The sequence below is a fragment of the Candidatus Accumulibacter phosphatis genome (genome assembly GCF_012939955.1).
Taxonomy (GTDB): Bacteria; Pseudomonadota; Gammaproteobacteria; order Burkholderiales; family Rhodocyclaceae; genus Accumulibacter; species Accumulibacter delftensis.
In genome coordinates, this window is sequence record NZ_SPMY01000033.1 from 1 (window position 1) to 18,491 (window position 18,491).

The 18,491-nt window shown below is 62.1% G+C and carries 16 protein-coding genes, 1 tRNA gene and 2 pseudogenes; 10 read left to right on the forward strand and 9 right to left on the reverse strand.

The window, feature by feature from the left end; translation table 11 throughout:
* Positions 1–200: 200 nt before the first annotated feature.
* Positions 201–1,172 (forward strand): tyrosine recombinase XerC, encoded by a 972-nt coding sequence (gene xerC, locus E4Q23_RS12035; RefSeq protein ID WP_169066858.1) that lies wholly within the window; start codon positions 201–203, stop codon positions 1,170–1,172.
* Positions 1,173–1,401: 229 nt separating this feature from the next.
* Here xerC and E4Q23_RS12040 read toward each other — a convergent pair whose 3' ends face one another.
* Positions 1,402–2,349, reverse strand: coding sequence for a Nudix family hydrolase (locus E4Q23_RS12040; RefSeq protein WP_169066859.1), 948 nt, complete (start codon positions 2,347–2,349; stop codon positions 1,402–1,404).
* Positions 2,346–3,287, reverse strand: a complete 942-nt coding sequence (locus tag E4Q23_RS12045) for an ATP-binding protein (RefSeq protein WP_169066860.1) — start codon at positions 3,285–3,287, stop codon at positions 2,346–2,348. Before E4Q23_RS12045 ends, E4Q23_RS12040 begins: the two co-directional genes overlap by 4 nt.
* A gap of 49 nt (positions 3,288–3,336) precedes the next feature.
* Here E4Q23_RS12045 and E4Q23_RS12050 point away from each other — a divergent pair, with 49 nt between their 5' ends.
* Positions 3,337–4,614, forward strand: coding sequence for a murein transglycosylase A (locus E4Q23_RS12050; RefSeq protein ID WP_169066861.1), 1,278 nt, complete (start codon positions 3,337–3,339; stop codon positions 4,612–4,614).
* A gap of 175 nt (positions 4,615–4,789) precedes the next feature.
* Positions 4,790–5,992: an ammonium transporter gene (locus tag E4Q23_RS12055; protein ID WP_169066862.1), complete on the forward strand. Its 1,203-nt coding sequence runs from the start codon at positions 4,790–4,792 to the stop codon at positions 5,990–5,992.
* Positions 5,993–6,069: 77 nt separating this feature from the next.
* On the opposite strand, the gene E4Q23_RS12060 is transcribed toward E4Q23_RS12055, so the two are convergent.
* Entirely contained in the window at positions 6,070–6,471 is a 402-nt protein-coding gene (locus tag E4Q23_RS12060) for a GxxExxY protein (RefSeq protein WP_169066863.1), read from the reverse strand.
* Between the two features lie 329 nt (positions 6,472–6,800).
* Here E4Q23_RS12060 and E4Q23_RS12065 point away from each other — a divergent pair, with 329 nt between their 5' ends.
* The 4 genes and pseudogenes from E4Q23_RS12065 to E4Q23_RS24590 all read left to right on the forward strand — a co-directional run bounded on the left by E4Q23_RS12065 (position 6,801) and on the right by E4Q23_RS24590 (position 9,136).
* Complete coding sequence (locus tag E4Q23_RS12065) at positions 6,801–7,295, forward strand: PAS domain-containing protein (protein ID WP_169066864.1); 495 nt, start codon at positions 6,801–6,803, stop codon at positions 7,293–7,295.
* A 179-nt stretch (positions 7,296–7,474) separates the two neighbouring features.
* A pseudogene (locus E4Q23_RS12070) lies at positions 7,475–7,915 on the forward strand (EAL domain-containing protein); the annotation flags it as partial.
* Positions 7,912–8,154: pseudogene (locus tag E4Q23_RS25220) on the forward strand (PAS-domain containing protein); the annotation flags it as partial. The pseudogenes E4Q23_RS12070 and E4Q23_RS25220, both read left to right, overlap by 4 nt.
* Before the next feature lie 94 nt (positions 8,155–8,248).
* Complete coding sequence (locus E4Q23_RS24590; RefSeq protein WP_272873677.1) at positions 8,249–9,136, forward strand: PAS domain-containing sensor histidine kinase; 888 nt, start codon at positions 8,249–8,251, stop codon at positions 9,134–9,136.
* Between the two features lie 21 nt (positions 9,137–9,157).
* Here E4Q23_RS24590 and E4Q23_RS12085 read toward each other — a convergent pair whose 3' ends face one another.
* From E4Q23_RS12085 to E4Q23_RS12105, 5 genes are all read right to left on the reverse strand, one after another.
* A complete protein-coding gene (locus tag E4Q23_RS12085; RefSeq protein WP_169066867.1) occupies positions 9,158–10,615 on the reverse strand; it encodes a hypothetical protein in 1,458 nt (485 codons plus the stop codon).
* 51 nt (positions 10,616–10,666) lie between these two features.
* On the reverse strand, positions 10,667–10,897 hold the full coding sequence (locus E4Q23_RS12090; RefSeq protein ID WP_169066868.1) for an acyl carrier protein: 231 nt from the start codon (positions 10,895–10,897) through the stop codon (positions 10,667–10,669).
* A gap of 23 nt (positions 10,898–10,920) precedes the next feature.
* Positions 10,921–12,438 (reverse strand): hypothetical protein, encoded by a 1,518-nt coding sequence (locus tag E4Q23_RS12095; RefSeq protein WP_169066869.1) that lies wholly within the window; start codon positions 12,436–12,438, stop codon positions 10,921–10,923.
* Positions 12,435–14,015: an amino acid adenylation domain-containing protein gene (locus E4Q23_RS12100; protein WP_169066870.1), complete on the reverse strand. Its 1,581-nt coding sequence runs from the start codon at positions 14,013–14,015 to the stop codon at positions 12,435–12,437. Before E4Q23_RS12100 ends, E4Q23_RS12095 begins: the two co-directional genes overlap by 4 nt.
* Positions 14,016–14,272: 257 nt before the next feature.
* Positions 14,273–14,360, reverse strand: a tRNA-Ser gene (locus E4Q23_RS12105).
* Positions 14,361–14,578: 218 nt separating this feature from the next.
* Between E4Q23_RS12105 and E4Q23_RS12110 the strand changes: the two genes are divergently transcribed.
* The gene (locus E4Q23_RS12110) at positions 14,579–15,271 is read left to right on the forward strand and encodes a Bax inhibitor-1/YccA family protein (RefSeq protein ID WP_169066871.1); all 693 of its coding nucleotides are present in this window, start codon (positions 14,579–14,581) and stop codon (positions 15,269–15,271) included.
* A 95-nt stretch (positions 15,272–15,366) separates the two neighbouring features.
* Here the strand turns inward: E4Q23_RS12110 and E4Q23_RS12115 are convergent, their stop codons facing one another.
* Positions 15,367–15,738 carry an Mth938-like domain-containing protein gene (locus E4Q23_RS12115; protein ID WP_169066872.1) on the reverse strand — a complete coding sequence of 124 codons (372 nt, stop codon included), beginning with the start codon at positions 15,736–15,738 and terminating at the stop codon, positions 15,367–15,369.
* Between the two features lie 269 nt (positions 15,739–16,007).
* Between E4Q23_RS12115 and alaC the strand changes: the two genes are divergently transcribed.
* Positions 16,008–17,225 carry an alanine transaminase gene (gene alaC / locus E4Q23_RS12120; protein WP_169066873.1) on the forward strand — a complete coding sequence of 406 codons (1,218 nt, stop codon included), beginning with the start codon at positions 16,008–16,010 and terminating at the stop codon, positions 17,223–17,225.
* Positions 17,222–18,460 carry a pyridoxal phosphate-dependent aminotransferase gene (locus E4Q23_RS12125; protein ID WP_169066874.1) on the forward strand — a complete coding sequence of 413 codons (1,239 nt, stop codon included), beginning with the start codon at positions 17,222–17,224 and terminating at the stop codon, positions 18,458–18,460. The genes alaC and E4Q23_RS12125 overlap by 4 nt, the downstream gene beginning before the upstream one ends.
* Positions 18,461–18,491: the final 31 nt, after the last annotated feature.

An 18,491-nucleotide genomic window follows, 5' to 3' on the forward strand; every position in this document is an offset into this window, starting at 1 on the left:
TCCGCAAGGGGAGAAGGGAGTTTCGATGAGTCGCTTGCGCGACTTTCACATTAACGGTCATGACACGTGGAGACACCCCCAAATCATGAAAGTCATGACCGTCTTTCCCTCCTTCCCCCTGCCCCTTCTCCCGCGAGGGGAGAAGGGAGTTTCGTGAGTCGCATTCGCGACTTTCACATTAAGCGCTGAAAAACATCGCCGTGTCCACCGCCGCCGCCACAGCCGGCGAGCGCAGTGCCAGCGTCGGCGCCTACCTCGACGAACTGGCACAGCAGCGGCGGCTGTCGCCGCACACGGTCGACAACTACCGGCGTGACCTGCAGTCGCTCTGCCGCCTGATCGGCGAACTGCCGCGAGCAAGCGGCGACGGAAGGCCATCAAATGCCCGCTCCGAAATCGCCTTCGATGCCATCCAGACCCATCACATCAGGCGCTTCGTTGCGCAACTACACACGCAGGGCCTGGGCGGCCGCTCGCTCGGGCGCACGCTTTCCGCCTGGCGCGGCTTCTACCGCTGGCTCGGACAACGCGGGTCGGCCACACACAACCCGGTGGACAGCGTGCGGCCACCGAAAAGCCCCAAGGCGCTCCCCAAGACCCTCTCGCCCGACGAAGCCAATCGCCTGCTCGAAGTGGCCGATGAAAGCCTGCTGGCGATTCGCGACCAGGCCATGTTCGAGCTTTTCTACTCCTCCGGCCTGCGCCTGGCCGAGCTCGCCGCACTGGATCTGTCATGCCTCGAAGACCTGCTGGCCGGCGAAGTGCGCGTCCTCGGCAAGCGCAGCAAGCTGCGCCTCGTGCCGGTCGGCAGCAAGGCCCGGGAAGCAGTCGCGACCTGGGTCGACCAACGCCATCGGCTCACCGGCAGCGACGAAACCGCTCTCTTCGTCGGCCAGCGCGGCCAGCGACTCGGCGTGCGCATGATCCAGCTGCGGCTGGCGCGACGCGGTCTGGCGCAAGGCCTGCCGGCACGGGTCCACCCGCACATGCTGCGCCACTCCTTTGCCTCGCATGTCCTGCAATCGTCGGGCGACCTGCGCGCAGTCCAGGAAATGCTCGGCCACGCCAGCATTGCCTCAACGCAGGTCTACACCCACCTCGACTTCCAGCACCTGGCCGCGGTCTACGACAAGGCGCATCCGCGCGCGAAGCGCAAAGAGGACCCGAAATAACACCGCGACACCGTGCTGGCCTGCGTCAGCGCTGTCGTCGCCAGCGATACAGCAGCCAGCTGTGTAGGGGCAACTCATCGCCTGGGCAAGAGACCAGCACCAGATTTTTTTTGCCCGGCTGATCGACTCGTCAGAGGCGGCCAGATCACGAGGGCTGCGCCTGCAAATTCGAGATACGGCGAATAGCAATGCGGGCCCAGGCTCCTCGCCCTGACCACGGTTTTTGCGCTCAGCGCCAGCCACGCAGCAGCGCGACGCCGTGTGCCCCCGCGTGACAAGCCGTTTCTAGCATCTCCGCTTGCATCCCGCCAAGCGCGTAGACCGGTAGCGGCGAGCGTTCGACGAGGCGCGAGAACTCCGGCCAGCCGATGCCGGTCGCGCCGGGGTGGCTGGCGGTGGGCAGCAGCGGACCGAGAACGACGAAGTCCAGCCCGAGTTGCGCCGCCCGCGTAAGATCGGCGGCGCAGTGGCAGGAGGCGGCGACACGCGCGAAATCCGGCCGGCGGTCGAGCTGCCAGAGCTGTTGCGACGAGAGGTGCAGGCCGTGGGCGCCGACCGTGCGGGCCAGCTCCTGATCGTCGTTGATCAGCACGCAGGCCTTTGCCGCGCGGCCAGCGAGGGCCATGACGGCGCGCGCGAATGCCAGTCGCGGCGCTGGTGCCAGCGTCTTGTCGCGCAGCTGCAGCAGGCGTAAGCCGCCCGCCAGGGCGCGTTCGATGCGCTGCAGTTCGGCTTCGACGCCGTTCTCTTCAGCATTGCTCAGCGCATAGACAGGCGGCAATTCAAGCGCCTGCAGGATCGGGCCATTGGCGGGGAGGATCGGTTCGACGCCGGCCGGCTCGCCAATTTTCACCCAGGCAAAAGCGCTGTGCTCGATTGGCGCGATCGCGCCGTGCCAGGCGTGGATGCGGTAGAAGCGCAGGCGGACGCTGGCGTGCGGATAGGTGAACTCGCAGCAAACCCATGGCCAGACGGCGTCGACCGTGATTCCCAGCTCTTCCTGCAATTCGCGCACCAGTGCCTGATGCACCGTCTCGCCAGGCTCGACCTTGCCGCCGGGAAACTCCCAGTAACCGGCGTAGACCTTGCCGGGCGGCCGTTGCGCGAGCAGAAACTCCGGCGCCATCGCATGGCCACGCAGCAGGACGGCCGCGGCAACTTCGGTGACGGGGGTCATCGCGCAGCCGGTCGCGCCGCGCCAGGCCCCGTTTTCGTGCGCGTCCGCTTCGGGCGAGCCGGCGACGTCAGCTGTCGCCCCGCCCAGTCACGCGCGAACTGCCAGGCAACGCGGCCGCTGCGCGAACCGCGTTCGAGCGCCCAGTTGAGGGCGTCGCGCTCGGCAGCCCTGACCTCAGCCTCGGCACAGCCAAAAGACTTCAGCCAGTGAGCAACGATGTTCAGGTAGGCGTCCTGGTCGAAGGGGTAAAAGGAAATCCATAGCCCGAAGCGCTCCGAGAGCGAGATCTTCTCCTCGATCGCCTCGCCGGGATGAATCTCCTCGCCGACGCGCTTGCTCTCGAGGTTTTCGGCAAAGTACTCGGGCATCAGATGACGGCGGTTCGACGTGGCGTAGATCAGCACGTTTTCGGGCGCGGCCGCGATCGAGCCGTCGAGGACGACCTTGAGCGCCTTGTAGCGCGCGTCGCCGGAGTCGAAGGACAGGTCGTCGCAAAAGATGATGAAGCGCTCGGGGCGCCCGTCGATCAGCTCGACGATATCCGGCAGGTCGGTAAGATCGCCCTTCTCCACCTCGATGACCCGCAGGCCCTCGCCCGCGTAGGCATTGAGCAGCGCCTTGATCAGCGACGACTTGCCCGAACCGCGCGTGCCGGTGAGCAGCACATTGTTGGCCGGCTGGCCGGCGACGAAGTGACGTGTATTGGCGTCGATGCGCGCTTTCTGTTGCTCGATATCGTGCAGGTCGTCGAGCTGGATGGCCGGCAGGCGGGCAATCGGCTGCAAGTAGCCGACGCCGCGACTCTTGCGCCAGCGAAAGGCTTTCGCCGCTTGCCAGTCGGGTAACGGCGACGCCGGAGGGAGCAAGGGTTCGAGGCGCTCGAGGAGCTGCTCGGCGCGCTGCAGAAAGCTGGCAAGTTGCCGGAAGGGATCAGTCATCGGACGGTATACTCAGCGGATTTACGAACCCGACACTGTAGCCAAAACCATGCTCAAAAGCCAATCACGGACGCCGCGTAAAGCGCTTGCAGCGCGGAGCCTCGGCGCCCTTGCCGCCACCCTGCTGACTTTGCTGCTCACCGCCTGCGGCACGAAAAGCGAAGCACCAAAAGGCGACTGCCCGGTCTGCCCGACCTGTCCGGTGTGTGAGCCGGGTGCGACAGCCAGGCCGGGCGAGCCAGCGCAGCCAGCAACGCCCGCCTTCAAGCCGCTGCAGCCGGCACGCTGGAGCGACTTGCCGGCCTGGAGCGACGATGATCTGCGCGCCGCCTTGCCGGCTTTTCTGCAATCCTGCCGAGCCTTTGCCAAGCGCCCGCAGTGGCCACTCTGGCGCACGGCCTGCGAGCAGGCGCAGGCATTGCCGTCCCCCTCCAGCGCCGCCCTGCGCAGCTTCTTCGAGTCCCACTTCCAGCCGTGGCTGCTGACCAATCCGGACGGCAGCAGCGACGGTCTGGTGACCGGCTACTACGAACCGCTGCTGCGGGGTTCGCGGACCCGCGGCACGCCCTATCTCGAAGCCGTCCTCGGCCCCCCCCCCGACCTGCTACACATCGATCTCGGCGCCGTCCAGCCGGAACTCAAGAACCTGCGCCTGCGCGGTCGCCTGCAGGGCAACAAGGTCGTCCCCTACTACACGCGAGCCGAGATCACCAGGGGCGACCAGTCCAAGGGCGGTCGCGTTCTGCTCTGGGTCGACGACCCGGTTGAACTCTTCTTCCTGCAGATCCAGGGATCGGGACGCGTCCGCCTGCCCGACGGCAGCATGACGCGCCTGGCCTTCGCCGACCAGAACGGCCACCCCTATCAGTCGATCGGCAAACTGCTCGTCGAGCGCGGCGAAATGAGCCTCGACCAGGCCTCGATGCAGGGCATCAAACAATGGGCGCGCGCCAATCCGACGCGCCTCAGCGAACTGCTGAACGCCAACCCGCGCTACGTCTTCTTCAGCGAACAAGCCATCAAAGGTGGCGATGGCGAGGGTCCGAACGGGGCGCTGGCGGTGCCGCTTACAGCCGAGCGCAGCATCGCCGTCGATCCCCGCCATGTCCCCCTTGGTGCGCCCGTTTTCCTGTCCACGACCCGACCGTCGACAAGCACCCCGCTACGCCGACTGATGCTGGCACAGGATACCGGCAGCGCGATTCGCGGCGTCGTCCGCGCCGACTTCTTCTGGGGTTTCGGCGAGCAAGCCGCCACCGAGGCCGGACGGATGAAACAGGAAGGCAAGATGTGGGTACTCCTGCCGCCGGGGGCCGCACCAGAATAGCTTCAACACAGCACGCGCCGGTGCATCGAGCCCCTTAAAGGGGCGCCAGCAAACAAAAAGCGCACCAGTCTTGTGCGCTTTTTGTTTGCTGGCGCCCCAATTCCTGCTTGCACGCACCATTTAGTGCCGGCACGCATCTTGCTTGATGGCTTCGACACGATTTTCAGGAGGGGCCATGGAAGTTCTCAAGTCTGGTAGCGACGTTCTTTTCATTTTGCTCGGCGGCATTATGGTGCTCGCCATGCACTCCGGTTTTGCCTTTCTCGAACTGGGCACGGTGCGCAAGAAGAGCCAGGTCAATGCACTGGTGAAAATCCTTGCCGACTTCTCGGTATCGACAATCGCCTATTTCTTCATCGGCTACAGCATCGCCTACGGCATCGATTTCTTCCATGGCGCCGACACCCTGCTGCAGAAGAACGGCTACGAGCTGACCAAGTTCTTCTTCCTGCTGACCTTTGCGGCAGCCATCCCGGCCATCGTTTCGGGTGGCATCGCCGAGCGCGCCAAATTCAATCCGCAACTGGCGGCGACTTTCATGATCGTCGCCTTCATCTACCCCTTCTTCGAAGGCATCGCCTGGAATCAGGCCTTCGGCGTACAGGCGTGGTTGAAAGCGACCTATGGTGCCGAGTTCCACGATTTCGCCGGATCGGTCGTGGTGCACACCATGGGCGGCTGGATAGCGCTGCCGGCAGTACTGCTGCTCGGCGCACGCCATGGGCGCTACAACCAGCAGGGCGGAATCTCCGCACACCCGCCGTCGTCGATCCCCTTTCTCGCACTTGGCGCCTGGATCCTGACCGTCGGCTGGTTCGGCTTCAACGTGATGAGTGCACAAACGATCGAAAACATCTCCGGGCTGGTGGCGATAAATTCGCTGATGGCCATGGTCGGCGGCACGCTGGTGGCACTGGTGGCGGGCAAGAACGACCCGGGCTTCGTGCACAACGGCCCGCTCGCCGGTCTGGTCGCCGTCTGTGCCGGCTCGGACATCATGCACCCGATGGGCGCACTGGTCGTCGGTGGCATCGCCGGCGGCATGTTCGTGGTGATGTTCACGCTCACCCAGAATCGCTGGAAAATAGACGATGTCCTCGGCGTCTGGCCGCTGCACGGCCTGTGCGGTGCCTGGGGCGGTATCGCCGCCGGCATTTTCGGCAGCCAGGCACTGGGCGGCGTCGGCGGCATCGCCTTCATGCCGCAGTTGATCATGACCGTACTGGCCATCGTCATCGCGCTGGTCGGTAGCTACATCGTCTATGGCGTCCTGAAAGCGGCCATCGGCCTACGTCTCGACCAGGAGCAGGAATACAACGGCGCCGATCTCTCAATCCACAACATCACCTCGACTCCGGAGCGGGAAAGCAACTGGTAAGACCTGATTGCGGGGAGTCGAGCAATGCGGGAAGAAAAGCGAGGCCCGCGGATTTCTTCGCGGCCTCGTGCCGGTGGTCAGCCTTCTCTATGCTCAGCTCGCACGAGCGAATGCGTCCACACCAGGCGCTTGTGCTCCAGGCTTCGCCCGCCAAAATTCAGGAGCAAGCCGCGCGCTCGACCACTGGCTTTCAGGTAGTTGATAACTTGCGACTCCTCGCGAGTGGTCAGGCGTTCAAGAGCCTTCACCTCAACGATGACTTCATCAAAGCAAAGAAAGTCGGCCCGATACCCCGTATTGAGCCTTTGCCCACGATAGCGAATCGGCAACTCCACCGCACGCGCGAACAGAACAGCGCACTTCATAAACTCAACAGCCAAGGCTTCCTGATGGACCGCCTCAAGAAAACCGTGCCCAAGTTCACGATGCACGGACATGGCCGCGCCGATAATCGCAAAGCTTTGCTCATCACCACTCATAAAAGCCCGCCCATTCCATATCCGCAGATTGAATCCTACAAGCAGGAGTTTTTAATCTGCGAGAATCTGCGTAATCTGCGGACAAATCAAGCCCCGAAAATCGGCTCTTCGTCGCAATCCGAGGCTGCTCGTTGCGGCCGCAAGCAGCGGCGGCAAACAAGCGCCCCGGAGCACTCTAGCTGTCCAGGTAGAACTTCACCGCTGATACGCCTATCATTACGGGACATTTCACAACCATTGGTGACGACAGGGCGTGACAGCCAGGAAAGTGATGAAGAAAGCCGAACCTGACGCCGCGACGACGGACCAACTACTGATCGCTGCCTCCCATGTGCAGCCAGGATAAGCGCCCCCCACCCTGCCCAGCTTCCCCACCAAACGAGCAAGCGGACGGCGAGTCGACGCTGCGCCTGGCTGCCGAAGAGCAACTACAGGAAAAAACGGCGCAGGCGTCGCCAGACATCGAGGCCGCCTGGCCGGACGCGGCCCGCCATCTCCTCTACGAACTGCGCGTGCACCAGAGCGAGCTGGAGATGCAGAACGAAGAACTGCGCCGGGCGCAACTGGAACTCGACGCGACCCGCGCACGCTATTTCGACATCTATGACCTGGCGCCGGTGGGCTACTGCACGTTGAGCGAGCAGGGGCTGATCCTGGAGGCCAACCTCACCGCCGCGGCTTTGCTGGGCGTCGCCCGCGGCGAACTGGCCAGAGGCAGCGCATCAGCCGCTTCATTCTGCAAGCAGACCAGGACCTTTTCTACCTGCACCGCAGGCAGCTTCTGGCAGACGGTCAGCGGCAGTCGTGCGAGTTGCGCCTGGTGAACTTTGCAGGCGCTAAATTCTGGGCGCATCTGGAAACCGTTGCCGCACTGGACGCCGATGGTGCGCGCGTACTGCGCACCGTGATCAGCGACATCACGCTGCGCAAACAGACCGAGGCCGAGCTGCGCATCGCCGCCGTCGCCTTCCAAACGCAGCAGGGCATGCTCGTGACCGATGCCAATCTATTGGTGGACCGCGTGGAGGACAGCATCGAGAAGATGTTGGCGCTCAAAGCCAGGGGCGTTGGCTTCTCGCTCGATGATTTCGGTACCGGCTATTCCTCGCTTTCCTGCCTGAAGCGCCTGCCGCTGAATCAGTTGAAGATCGACCAGTCGTTTGTACGCGATATCCTCAGCGACCCCAGCGACGCCGAGATTGCCAGGATCGTCGTCGCTCTGGCGCGCAGCCGTGCGCTGGCGGTGATTGCCGAGGGAGTGGAAACACCGGCGCAAAGAGATTTTCTGGAGGACTCCGGGTGCTATCTCTATCAGGGCAATTTCTTTAATGTGAAAGTCGCGCAAGCGACTCACGAAACTCCCATCTCCTTGCGGGAGAAGGGGCAGGGGAAGGAGGGAAACGGTCATGACTTTCATGATTTGGGGTGTCTCGACATGTCATGACCGTTAATGTGAAAGTCGCGCAAGCGACTCTCAAACCTCCCTTCTCCCCTCGCGGGAGAAAGGAGTTTCGTGAACCAGCATCAGAAGGAGCAAACGTGCCAATAAGCAAACGAGAGGAAACAAGCCGCGTTGATCTGATCGTCGGCGGGCTTGAGTATCTGGCGCAGGGTTTCAGCATTTTCGACCGCGAGCTGCGCCTGGTGACCTGCAACCGGCGCTTTCTCGAACTGCTCGGCTTTCCCAAGGAGATGGGAAGCATCGGCCGGCCACTCGCCGATTTTTTTTCGTTTCAACGCCGAGCGCGGCGACTACGGTCCGGGCGCTATCGAAGAACTGGTCAAGGAGCGTATCGTCCTGGCGAGCAAGGCCGAGGCGCATTGCTTCGAGCGCGTGCGACCGAATGGCACGGTGCTCGAAGTGCGCGGCACCCCCTTGCCGGATGGCGGCTTCGTCACTACCTATAGCGACGTCACCGAACGCAAGACCTGGGAAGAAAACCTGCAGGCGGCGAAACAGAAAGCCGAGGAAGCGAACCAGGCCAAGTCCGCGTTTCTCAACATGGTCACCCACGACCTGCGCACCCCGCTGACGTCGATTCGCTCCTTCGCCGAGATCCTCAGCGACGACGCCGAGATCGCTAGCGAGCAGCGAAAAGCGTTTCTCGGCATCATCAATAGCGAGTGCCTGCGTCTGGTACGCATGCTCAACGACCTGCTTGATTTCGCGAAGATCGAGGCCGGGCGCATGGATTGGTTCATCGACGACCTCGACGCCGCGGAACTGCTGCAGTCGGCGGTCACGTCGATGACACCGATGTTCGCCGAGAAGCAGGTCGCGCTCGAATTGACCCTGCCGGCGCAGGCCCCGCGCATCGCCGCTGACCGTGATCGCCTGACGCAGGTGATCATCAACCTGCTCTCAAATGCCTGGAAGTTCGCAGCGGAGAACAGCGGCCGCGTTCGCGTCTGCCTTGATTGCCAGGCCAGCGAAGCAAGAATCTCGGTCATCGACAACGGTCCGGGAATTGCCGCCGAAAAACACGACGAGGTCTTCGAGGAGTTCCGCCAGCTAGTCAGCGCCAACGCCACCCATCCCGCCGGTACGGGACTCGGGCTGGCGATCTGCCGGCGCATCGTCGATCATCTCGGCGGACGCATCTGGGTGGAAAGTACGCCACCGGACGGCGCGACCTTCCGCTTCACCATCCCCTACAGCCGCTGACTCGCTGGCCCGAAATCTCGCTCAGCCGACGCCGAAAAGGCTGGCCAGGAAAGAGCAACGTTCAAGCAGCGTGTGGCGGCGTGATTCGTCGCTGAAGACGTGCAGGCAGACAACGAAGCCCCAGACGGTGAGGAACGACCACAGCCTTCCCGCGAGCGTCGGCGATGGCCTGTAGCCGGCATTCGCACGCACCTGCGAAATGCCGATACCCGTCGCCAGAATCACGCAATAGAAGGCGTAACTGGTAAACGACTCAAGCGACCCCGACAAACCCATCGTCGCGACGAGGTCGACTTCGCGGACAAAGTGGAAAATGGCATTGCCGACCCCAGCGGCCATGAAGGTCGCGAAGAACATGCGCAGGCGTGGATGCTTGCGAAACACCCGGAAGAAGGTCGGTACGAAGAAGAAGTCGACCAGCAACTCCTTGAAGTAGTAGGAGAAGCGATTGAAGTACTCGATCAGGGTCCGTGCTTCGAGTGGCCGCCAGGTGGCGCGCGGCAAGCGGAAGCCGGCCAGCCGAGCACCGCCGATGAAAAGATGTCCCCAGTATGCGGTCTGCAGACAGAACTTGGCGGTAGACCAGAGCACAGCCGACCAGCCAAGCACGACCGGGAAAGCGTGACCATCCAGATAGGCGCTCAGGGCAAGCTCGACGCTGGGGATATTCAGCTGCTCTTCGCAAAGCCAGGTCAGCACCATTTTCAGACCCAGCAAGAGGTTCGACCAGAGCAGCAACTTGACGCCCTTGATCTGCGTGACCGCCAGATCTGCCGGCGTTTTCGACAAGGTCTTGCGCAGGAAGCCGGCGCCCTTGCCAAACGGAATCGACGAAGGGCCGCCCCAGAAGGGATGGAATGTGCCCAATTGAAAAGCGTCCGGACTACGGTCGCGCGCTCGCTGGTCGACGATGGCATAGGCCAGGAACCAGATATACGGTGTGTAAACGCTGAGGAAAGACCACAGCGCCAGCCGCGGCATACCGTGAACGAGGTCCAGCGACGTCAGCCCGCACAAAGCGATCTCGATGGCCAGCAGTGCGATAACCGGTCGCCGCGCCAGCATGAAGTTCTTGTGTTTGCGTACCAGCATCAACGCCGACCACGAGAAAATCATGAACGTGATCAGTGCCAGATGTGCAAGCAGCAAGGGGGAAACATGGCCAACGCCTTCCTGCGCGGCAAGCACGGCGATGTTTTCCTCGATAGCCGTTTCCGACAACCATAAGGTGGAAAATGCCATCGCGTAGGTCGCGGCAAAGAGGATCAGATTGCGCTGCTTCTCCAGGTAGGCAAAGGCCAACGCCGCACCGACAACAAAAGCGGCTTCCCACCACGAGTTGTAGGTCGAGACTGCGCACACGGCAACGGCAAACAAAAGCAGGCGGCCGCGAGCCGTTTGCACCAGCTCGACAAGGCTTTCGCGTTCGTCGATAGCCAGAAAGCTGCGCAGAGCTGAGGGCCCCAGTGCAACGCTCATCCAGAAAGCAATCCGTCGTCGATCTTCGCTACGGCGACTTTCATTGCCGAATCAAGAACTCGCGTTGGCATCGACGAAGGCTGCGATCTCGTCAAGCGAATCAATCAGGCTGACGTCGAAGTCGACCGTCGAGAAATCGAGCCCAAAAGCTTCTTCCAGTTGCATCACCAACTGCATCATGGAGAAGGAGTCCAACCGGCCACTGACGAAGAGCGATTCGCTGTCATCCAGCTCGCCATGGTCAGCATGCTTTTCCAAAGCTTCCTTGAGAAACTTGCGCAACTTCAATTTGCCATCACTGTTCATTAGATCACTCCAAAAAGACTACCGAGAAAAGCGAGTCGCTCACCAATGCCGTGGCTGCGCGAGCCATCGCTGAAAATATGCAGACAGACGACGAAAGACCAGACGAAAAGGAAAGACCGGAGCCGCCCCGCAAGGCTCAACGAGGGCTTGAAGCCCATGCTCATGCGCACTTGCGAGAGACCAAGACCGGTCGCCAGAATCAGGCAGTAGAAAGCGTAGCTCGCGAAGCTCGCCAGCGCCCCGTCAAGACCCATCGTCGCAATCAGGTCGATATCGCGGATAAAGTGCCAGATGGCGTTGCCAACGCCTGCGGCCATGAAGGTGGCAAAGAACAGGCGCAACCGCGGATGGCCGCGAAACATCTTGAAGAAGGTCGGCACGAAGAAGAAATCGACGAGCAGTTCCTTGAAGTAGTAGTGAAAGCGGTTGAAGTACTCCATCAAGGTCTTCGAAGCAAGCGGACGCCAGGTACTGCGCGGCAGCCTGAAACCAGCCAGCCGCGCCACGCCGATGAAAAGGTGCCCCCAAAACGCGATCTGCAACGAGAACTTCGCGGTGGACAGAATCACCGCTGCCCAGGCATAGGGCAGCGAATGCGACTGCCCGGCCAGGAAGGCATCCTGTGCGCCCTCCAGACTGGGTACCTGCAATTGCTCCTGGAAGACCCAGACCAGAGCGATCTTGATGACCAGCAGGACATTTGCCCACAACAGCAGCTTGACGCCCTTGATCTGCGTGACGGCGAGATCTTCTGGCGACTTGGCAAAAGTCTTCCTGAGAAAGGCGGCGCCCTTGCCGAAGGGAAGAAAAGTAGGCGACCAGAAGGGCCGCAGTACGCCCATTTGAAAGATCGGCGGACTCGCATCGCGTGAGCGTTGATCAGCCAGAGCGTAGGCCAGAAACCAGAGGTAGGGCGTGAACACGATGAGCAGTGACCACAGGAGGACGCGCGGCAGACCGTCGATCACGCTCAGCGAACAAAGCCCGCAGAGAACGGCCTCGACGCCCAGCAAGGCAAGCATCGGACGACGCGCAACGAACAGGGTCTTGTCGCGGCGGCTGAGCGCCAACACGCTCCAGGCGCCAACAAAAAAAACCGCCATGGCGAGCAGGCCGAGCGCCAGTGGCGATACGTGGTGAACGTTTTCCACGACCATCATCGCGCGGATGTTGTCCTGGATAGCATTCTGCGAAAGGCACAAGGCGAGCAGCGCGGCCGTCCAGGTGCCGCCGAGGAGGATCACGTTACGATACTTCGGCAAGCGCGCATAAGCCATGGACAGGCCGACCAACAGGGCCGCCTGCCAGCCATCCTCGAAACTGGAAACGGCGAGCACGGCAACCAGAAAAATGGCCAGCTGACCGAGCCAGGTTTGCGCGGCAAGGACGAGGTGCTCGCGTTCGTCGATGGCCAACAGCTCGCGCAGACTTTTCTTTCCGAAGCAGGCACGAAACCGAGCTGGCCGTGATTCCTCGCTCGACTCGTCGGCACTCCGCGCCCCCGACTGCAAGCTCATGCCGGGTCTTTGTCCAGCAGTCTCCTGAGGGCCTGACGGTCGACTTTCCCGCTTTGATTGAGGGGCACCGTTTCGAGAGCGATCAACTGATTGGGGACCATGTAGGCAGGAAGCCTGGTTTTGATCTCGCGTATGAGCTGAACCGAGTCGACGGCTCGCGCACCCAGGAAGCCGACGATTCCTCGTGCCATGCCGTCAACCGTCGGCCAGGCCACCGCGCCGACCAGGTCAATGCCGCTCACTGCGCGCAGGTGCGCGTCGACTTCCTCGAGTTCGACGCGGTAACCAAGCACCTTGACCTGATTGTCGAGGCGACCAAGACAGTGAAAAATCCCTGCGGCATCCACGCTGGCCAGGTCGCCGGTCAAATACCAGCGTTTGCCATGGATGGTCGGGAATCGCGCTGCCGTCATTTGCGGGTCGTTGAGATAGCCATCGGCCAACTGCACGCCGGCGACCGCCAACTCGCCCGATTCCCCGCCGGGCGCGGTTTGCATATTGCCATCGACGATCATCGCTTCGTTGCCCGGCAAAGGTGTGCCGATGGCGATGAAGTCGCGTCCGGCGGTGATCGGCGTGTCGTCGGCAACCTCCTGTCCCAGGCAGAAAACGGTGGCCTCGGTCGGACCATAGAGGTTGAAGATCGCCGTATTCGGCGCGGCAACTCGCCACGCCGCGACCGTACCCTCCGGGAGCGCTTCACCACCGAAGACGGTCACCCGCAGGCTTTCCAGGCTGTCCGGATGCAGGGTTTTCAGCTGGCGCAGCATGCCGACCAGCGAGGGCACCGAATTCCAGACCGTCAACTTTGCGTTGCGTACGAATTTGACGGCATTCATGACTACCGTTGCCGGCAGGATATGCAGCGCAGCGCCCGCTTCCCAGGTGCTGAACATGTTATGCACCGAAAAATCGAAAGTGAGTTCGCAGGTTTCGAGAGCACGATCACTGGCTCGCAGGTCGAGCAGGCGGCTGATCATCTGCGCGTAGTGCCGAGCCGCGGCCGCCGAGATCATCACCCCTTTGGGCACCCCGGTCGTTCCCGAGGTGAAAATGATATAGGCAAGGTCGCTGCCGGCCATGGGCATGGGAGCATCGGCGAGGTCAGGCAGCAGCGCCTCCCCGGCCGCTGCGATGACGTCGATTTCCTCGCGCACGGCGTCATTCGCCGAGCAAATGAGCACCGGCGGACAAGCGGCCCGCAAGCGCTCGCTGAGCAACTTCGCCCCGTCGGCGTCAGCGACGATCGCCGTCAGCTTGCACAGCGAGAGAATGGTGAGCATCCGCTCCTCGGGAAGCTTCAGCCCGATCGGCACGTAGGTCGCCCCCGCCCAGCAGGTGCCAAGCAAGGCCACGCAGGCGTCAATCCCGCGCGACGCCAGAATCCCGACGCGCGGCGGCTGGCCGTCATCGCCTTGCCAGTGCTCACTCCGCCTGAGTTCCTGCGCCAGACGGGCCGCACGCTGCGAGAGTCCTCGATAGCTGACGGACTGGCCCTTGTAGGCAACAGCAACAGCGTCGGGCGTGTGCAGGCCATGGCGATGAATGGCGCCGGCCAGATTGTAATTCGTGGTCATTTTCTGAGAGAACCGTGGAGTCGTCAGGAGAGGGTGTGCGCGGGACCGCGAGCTGGGTTCAGCCATGGGCCTCGCCGTGTCTGTCGTGCCAGCTGGCTGCCAGTTCCGCAGAGTTGCTGATTCGCCTTGAAGCCTGCGGGCCAGTGGTTGGGCGCCGCAAGGCATCGTTTGCTGACTGAATCGCTGGCCGAGCAGCTAAGCACCCTTATTGGCTGGCTAGAAATTCATTCTCGAACAAGCAGCTGAAATACGCACACTGGCGGAAGCGGTGAGATTCGAACTCACGGACGGTTGCCCGTCGCTAGTTTTCAAGACTAGTGCAATCGACCACTCTGCCACACTTCCCGCAAGCCCAGCGGCGGCGTTTCCAGCCTGCCTCAACGGGCGGGGCGAATGATAGCACGGTGCGGCGGCCAGGAGGCGCTACCGCTTTTCTGTCGAGAACCGCTTGCGACCCGGCAGCCAGGATCGGACATAACGGATAGTGATTGAAACTTTTCGCTGATTTGGCTAGTCTCAGCGCCGTATTCGTTATTCGCAGTTCCATCAACAGGAGGAAATCCATGCAACCCCAGTTTCAGATGACAGGCCAGGCCACTCGCGAGGTGTCCGTGCAGCAGAACCGGGTTCTGCGCAATACCTTCATGATGCTCGCGCTGACCATGGTGCCAACCGTCCTCGGTGCGTTGGCCGGCATACAGATGCAGTTCACGTTCATGTCCGGCAGCCCGATGATGTCCTTCCTGCTGTTCCTCGGTATTGCCTTCGGCTTCATGTGGGGCATCGAGCGCACCAAGAACAGTGGCATGGGAGTCGTATTGCTGCTCGGCTTTACCTTCTTCATGGGGCTGATGCTGTCGCGCATCCTGCAAGTAGCACTCGGCTTCAGCAATGGCGGTCCACTGATCGCCATGGCCGCAGGCGGTACTGGCGCGATCTTCTTCTCGCTGGCGGCAGTCGCCACGATCACCAAGAAGGATTTCAGCTTCATGGGCCGCTTTCTGTTCATCGGCATGATCGTCATTCTGCTGGCGATAGTGGCCAACATCTTCTTGGAGATCCCGGCCTTGTCGCTGACCATATCGGCGGTGGCGGTGCTGGTCTTCTCGGCCTATATCCTCTACGACATCAGCCGCATTGTGAATGGCGGCGAGACCAACTACATCTCGGCGACGCTGTCGGTGTATCTGAGCATTTACAACGTCTTCGTCAGCCTGCTGAACCTGCTGCTGATGTTGAGTGGCGAACGCGACTGAGCGCCTACGGCATGAAAAAGGGCGGCTGCGGCCGCCCTTTTTGGTTTACCCCCGGCGCACCGTCATTGCGAGGAGGCTGGTGTCGCGCCGTGCCGTCAGACCAGCAGCAGGCCGACGGCGACCTTGCGACCTTCACCCATCAGGACATTGTAGGTACGACAGGCGGCCGGCAAATCCATTACCTCCAGGCCCTTCTGCGCGCGCGCCATTGGGCGCATCAGTTCGGGAGCGGGAAAGCGTAGCCGATTGCCGGTGCCGAGCAGGATGATTTCGGCGTCGAGCGAAGCCAGCCATTCGAAGTCCTCGACGCGCAGGGTTTCGAAAGTGGCCTGCGTCCACTCGGGAAACAGGCGCTCCGGCAGAGCCGCCAGATTACAACTGTGGCGGATACCGTTCACGCTGACGTAGCCCTCACCGTAGGCGGTGAAGGTGTTCAAACCATCGGGTCTGTCGAGCTGTAGCTTCATGAAAATTGCGGCGCACAAAACCTTAACGAGAAAGTCGCGCAAGCGACTCACGAACCTCCCTTCTCCCCCCGCGGGAGAAGGGTCAGGAGAAGAGGGGGAACGGTCATGACTTTCATGATCCAGGGTATCTCGACAGGGTCATGACCGTTAAAGTACGATTATAGCTTTTTTGCCGATCGCCTCCAGCGAGGGACCGCGTGCAAGCGTGACCTGCCCCGCTCGCCGATCGACGCGTCATCAACAGCGCTGCCCTTACTCGAGCCCGGATCATGAGAGAGTTTTCCCGCATCCAACGTTTGCCGCCCTACGTCTTCAGCGTTACCGCCCAGCTGAAGATGGCCGCTCGCCGGCGCGGAGAAGACATCATCGACATGAGCATGGGGAATCCCGACGGGCCAACGCCGCAGCACATCACCGACAAGCTGGTCGAAGCGGCGCTGCGCGAGAACACGCACGGCTACTCGGTTTCGCAGGGCATTCCGCGCCTGCGCAAGGCGATCTGCGACTGGTACCAGCGGCGCTACGACGTGACGCTGGACCCGGAAAGCGAAGCGGTGGTGACCATCGGCTCCAAGGAAGGCATCGCGCATTTGATGCTGGCCACTGTGGACCGCGGCGATACCGTCCTGGTACCCAATCCCTCGTACCCGATCCACATCTATGGGGCGATCATTGCCGGCGCCGACATTCGCTCGGTGCCGATGACGCCGGACGTCGACTTTTTCGAGGAGCTGCAGCGCGCCGTCATCGAGACGACGCCGAAACCGAAGATGATGATTCTCGGCTTTCCGAGCAATCCGACCGCCCGCTGCGTAGACCTGGAATTTTTCGAGCGCGTCATCGCCCTGGCCAGGGAGCACAACATTCTGGTGGTGCATGACCTGGCCTACGCCGATATCGTCTTCGACGGTTATCAGGCACCGTCGATCCTGCAGGTCCCCGGCGCGCGCGAGGTGGCGGTCGAGTTCTTCACCATGTCCAAGAGCTACAACATGGCCGGCTGGCGAGTCGGCTACATGGTCGGCAACGAAGAGCTGTGCCGGGCGCTGGTGCGCATCAAGAGCTATCACGACTACGGCACTTTCACACCGATCCAGGTGGCCTCGGTGATCGCCCTGGAAGGCTCGCAGCAATGCGTCGAAGAGGTACGCCAGACCTATCAGCGGCGCCGCAACGTGCTCGCCAAGGGGCTGCACGAAGCCGGCTGGATGGTCGACATCCCGAAGGCGTCGATGTACATCTGGGCTAGAATCCCCGAGTTCTACCGGCACCTGGGGTCGATGGAGTTTGCCAAGAAACTGCTCCTCGAAGGCAAGGTCGCTGCTTCGCCCGGGGTCGGCTTCGGCGAGTTCGGTGACGATCACGTCCGCTTTGCGCTGATCGAGAACGAAGAACGCACGCGCCAGGCAGTGCGCGGCATCCGCGACATGTTCAGGAAAGACGGCCTGCTGCCTGCGGGCAGTGGCCGCGAAAGACAGACACCATGAAACCGATCCGTAAATCCAACAAGCTGGACAGCGTCTGCTACGACATCCGCGGCCCGGTCCTCGAACAGGCCAGGAAGATGGAGGAAGAAGGCCACCACATCATCAAGCTCAACATCGGCAACCTGGCCGCCTTCGGCTTCGACTCGCCGGAGGAAATCCAGCTCGACATGATCCGCAACCTGCCCAGCGCGGCCGGTTACTCGGATGCAAAAGGGATTTTCTCGGCGCGCAAGGCGGTGATGCATTACACCCAGCAGAAGCACATCCATGGCGTGACCCTGGAGGACATCTATATCGGCAACGGCGTCTCCGAGCTGATCGTGATGGCCATGAACGCGCTGCTCAATGCCGGCGACGAAGTGCTCGTGCCGACACCGGACTACCCGCTGTGGACCGCCGCGGTGAGCCTGTCCAGCGGCACGCCGCGCCACTATCTCTGCGACGAAGGCAGCGACTGGTTGCCCGATCTGAAGGATCTGCGCGCCAAAATCACGCCACGTACCCGCGCGCTGGTGGTGATCAACCCGAACAACCCCACGGGCGCGCTTTATCCTGACCAGGTGCTGCTCGAAATGGTCGACATCGCCCGTCAGCACAACCTGATCATCTACGCCGACGAGGTGTACGACAAAGTGCTCTACGACGGTGCAACGCATACGGCAATCGCTTCGCTATCGACCGATGTCCTCACCGTGACCTTCAACGGCCTGTCGAAGAACTACCGTTCCTGCGGCTATCGCGCCGGCTGGATGGTCGTTTCCGGCGACCTGAGCCAAGCGCGTGACTATATCGAGGGCCTGGATATGCTGTCGTCGATGCGCCTGTGCTCGAACGTGCCCGGGCAGCATGCCATCCAGACCGCCCTCGGCGGCTACCAGAGTATCGACGATCTGGTCGCGCCGGGTGGCCGCATGTGCCGCCAGCGCGACCTGGCGCACGAGCTGATCACTGCCATCCCCGGCGTCAGCTGCGTCAAGCCAAAAGCGGCGCTGTACATGTTTCCGCGCCTCGACCCGAAGCTCTATCCGATCCGCGACGACCAGAAATTCATCGCCGAACTGTTGCAAAAAGAACGCGTCCTGCTGGTCCAGGGTAGCGGTTTCAACTGGCCGCATCCCGATCACTTCCGGCTGGTCTTTCTGCCCCACGAAGACGACCTGCGCGACGCGATTGCGCGCATCGCGCGTTTTCTGGAAGGCTATCGTCAGCGCGCGGCGACTCCCAGCGCGGCCTAGGTCGCGGCTTTCCCGGACCCGCGGGCGCATT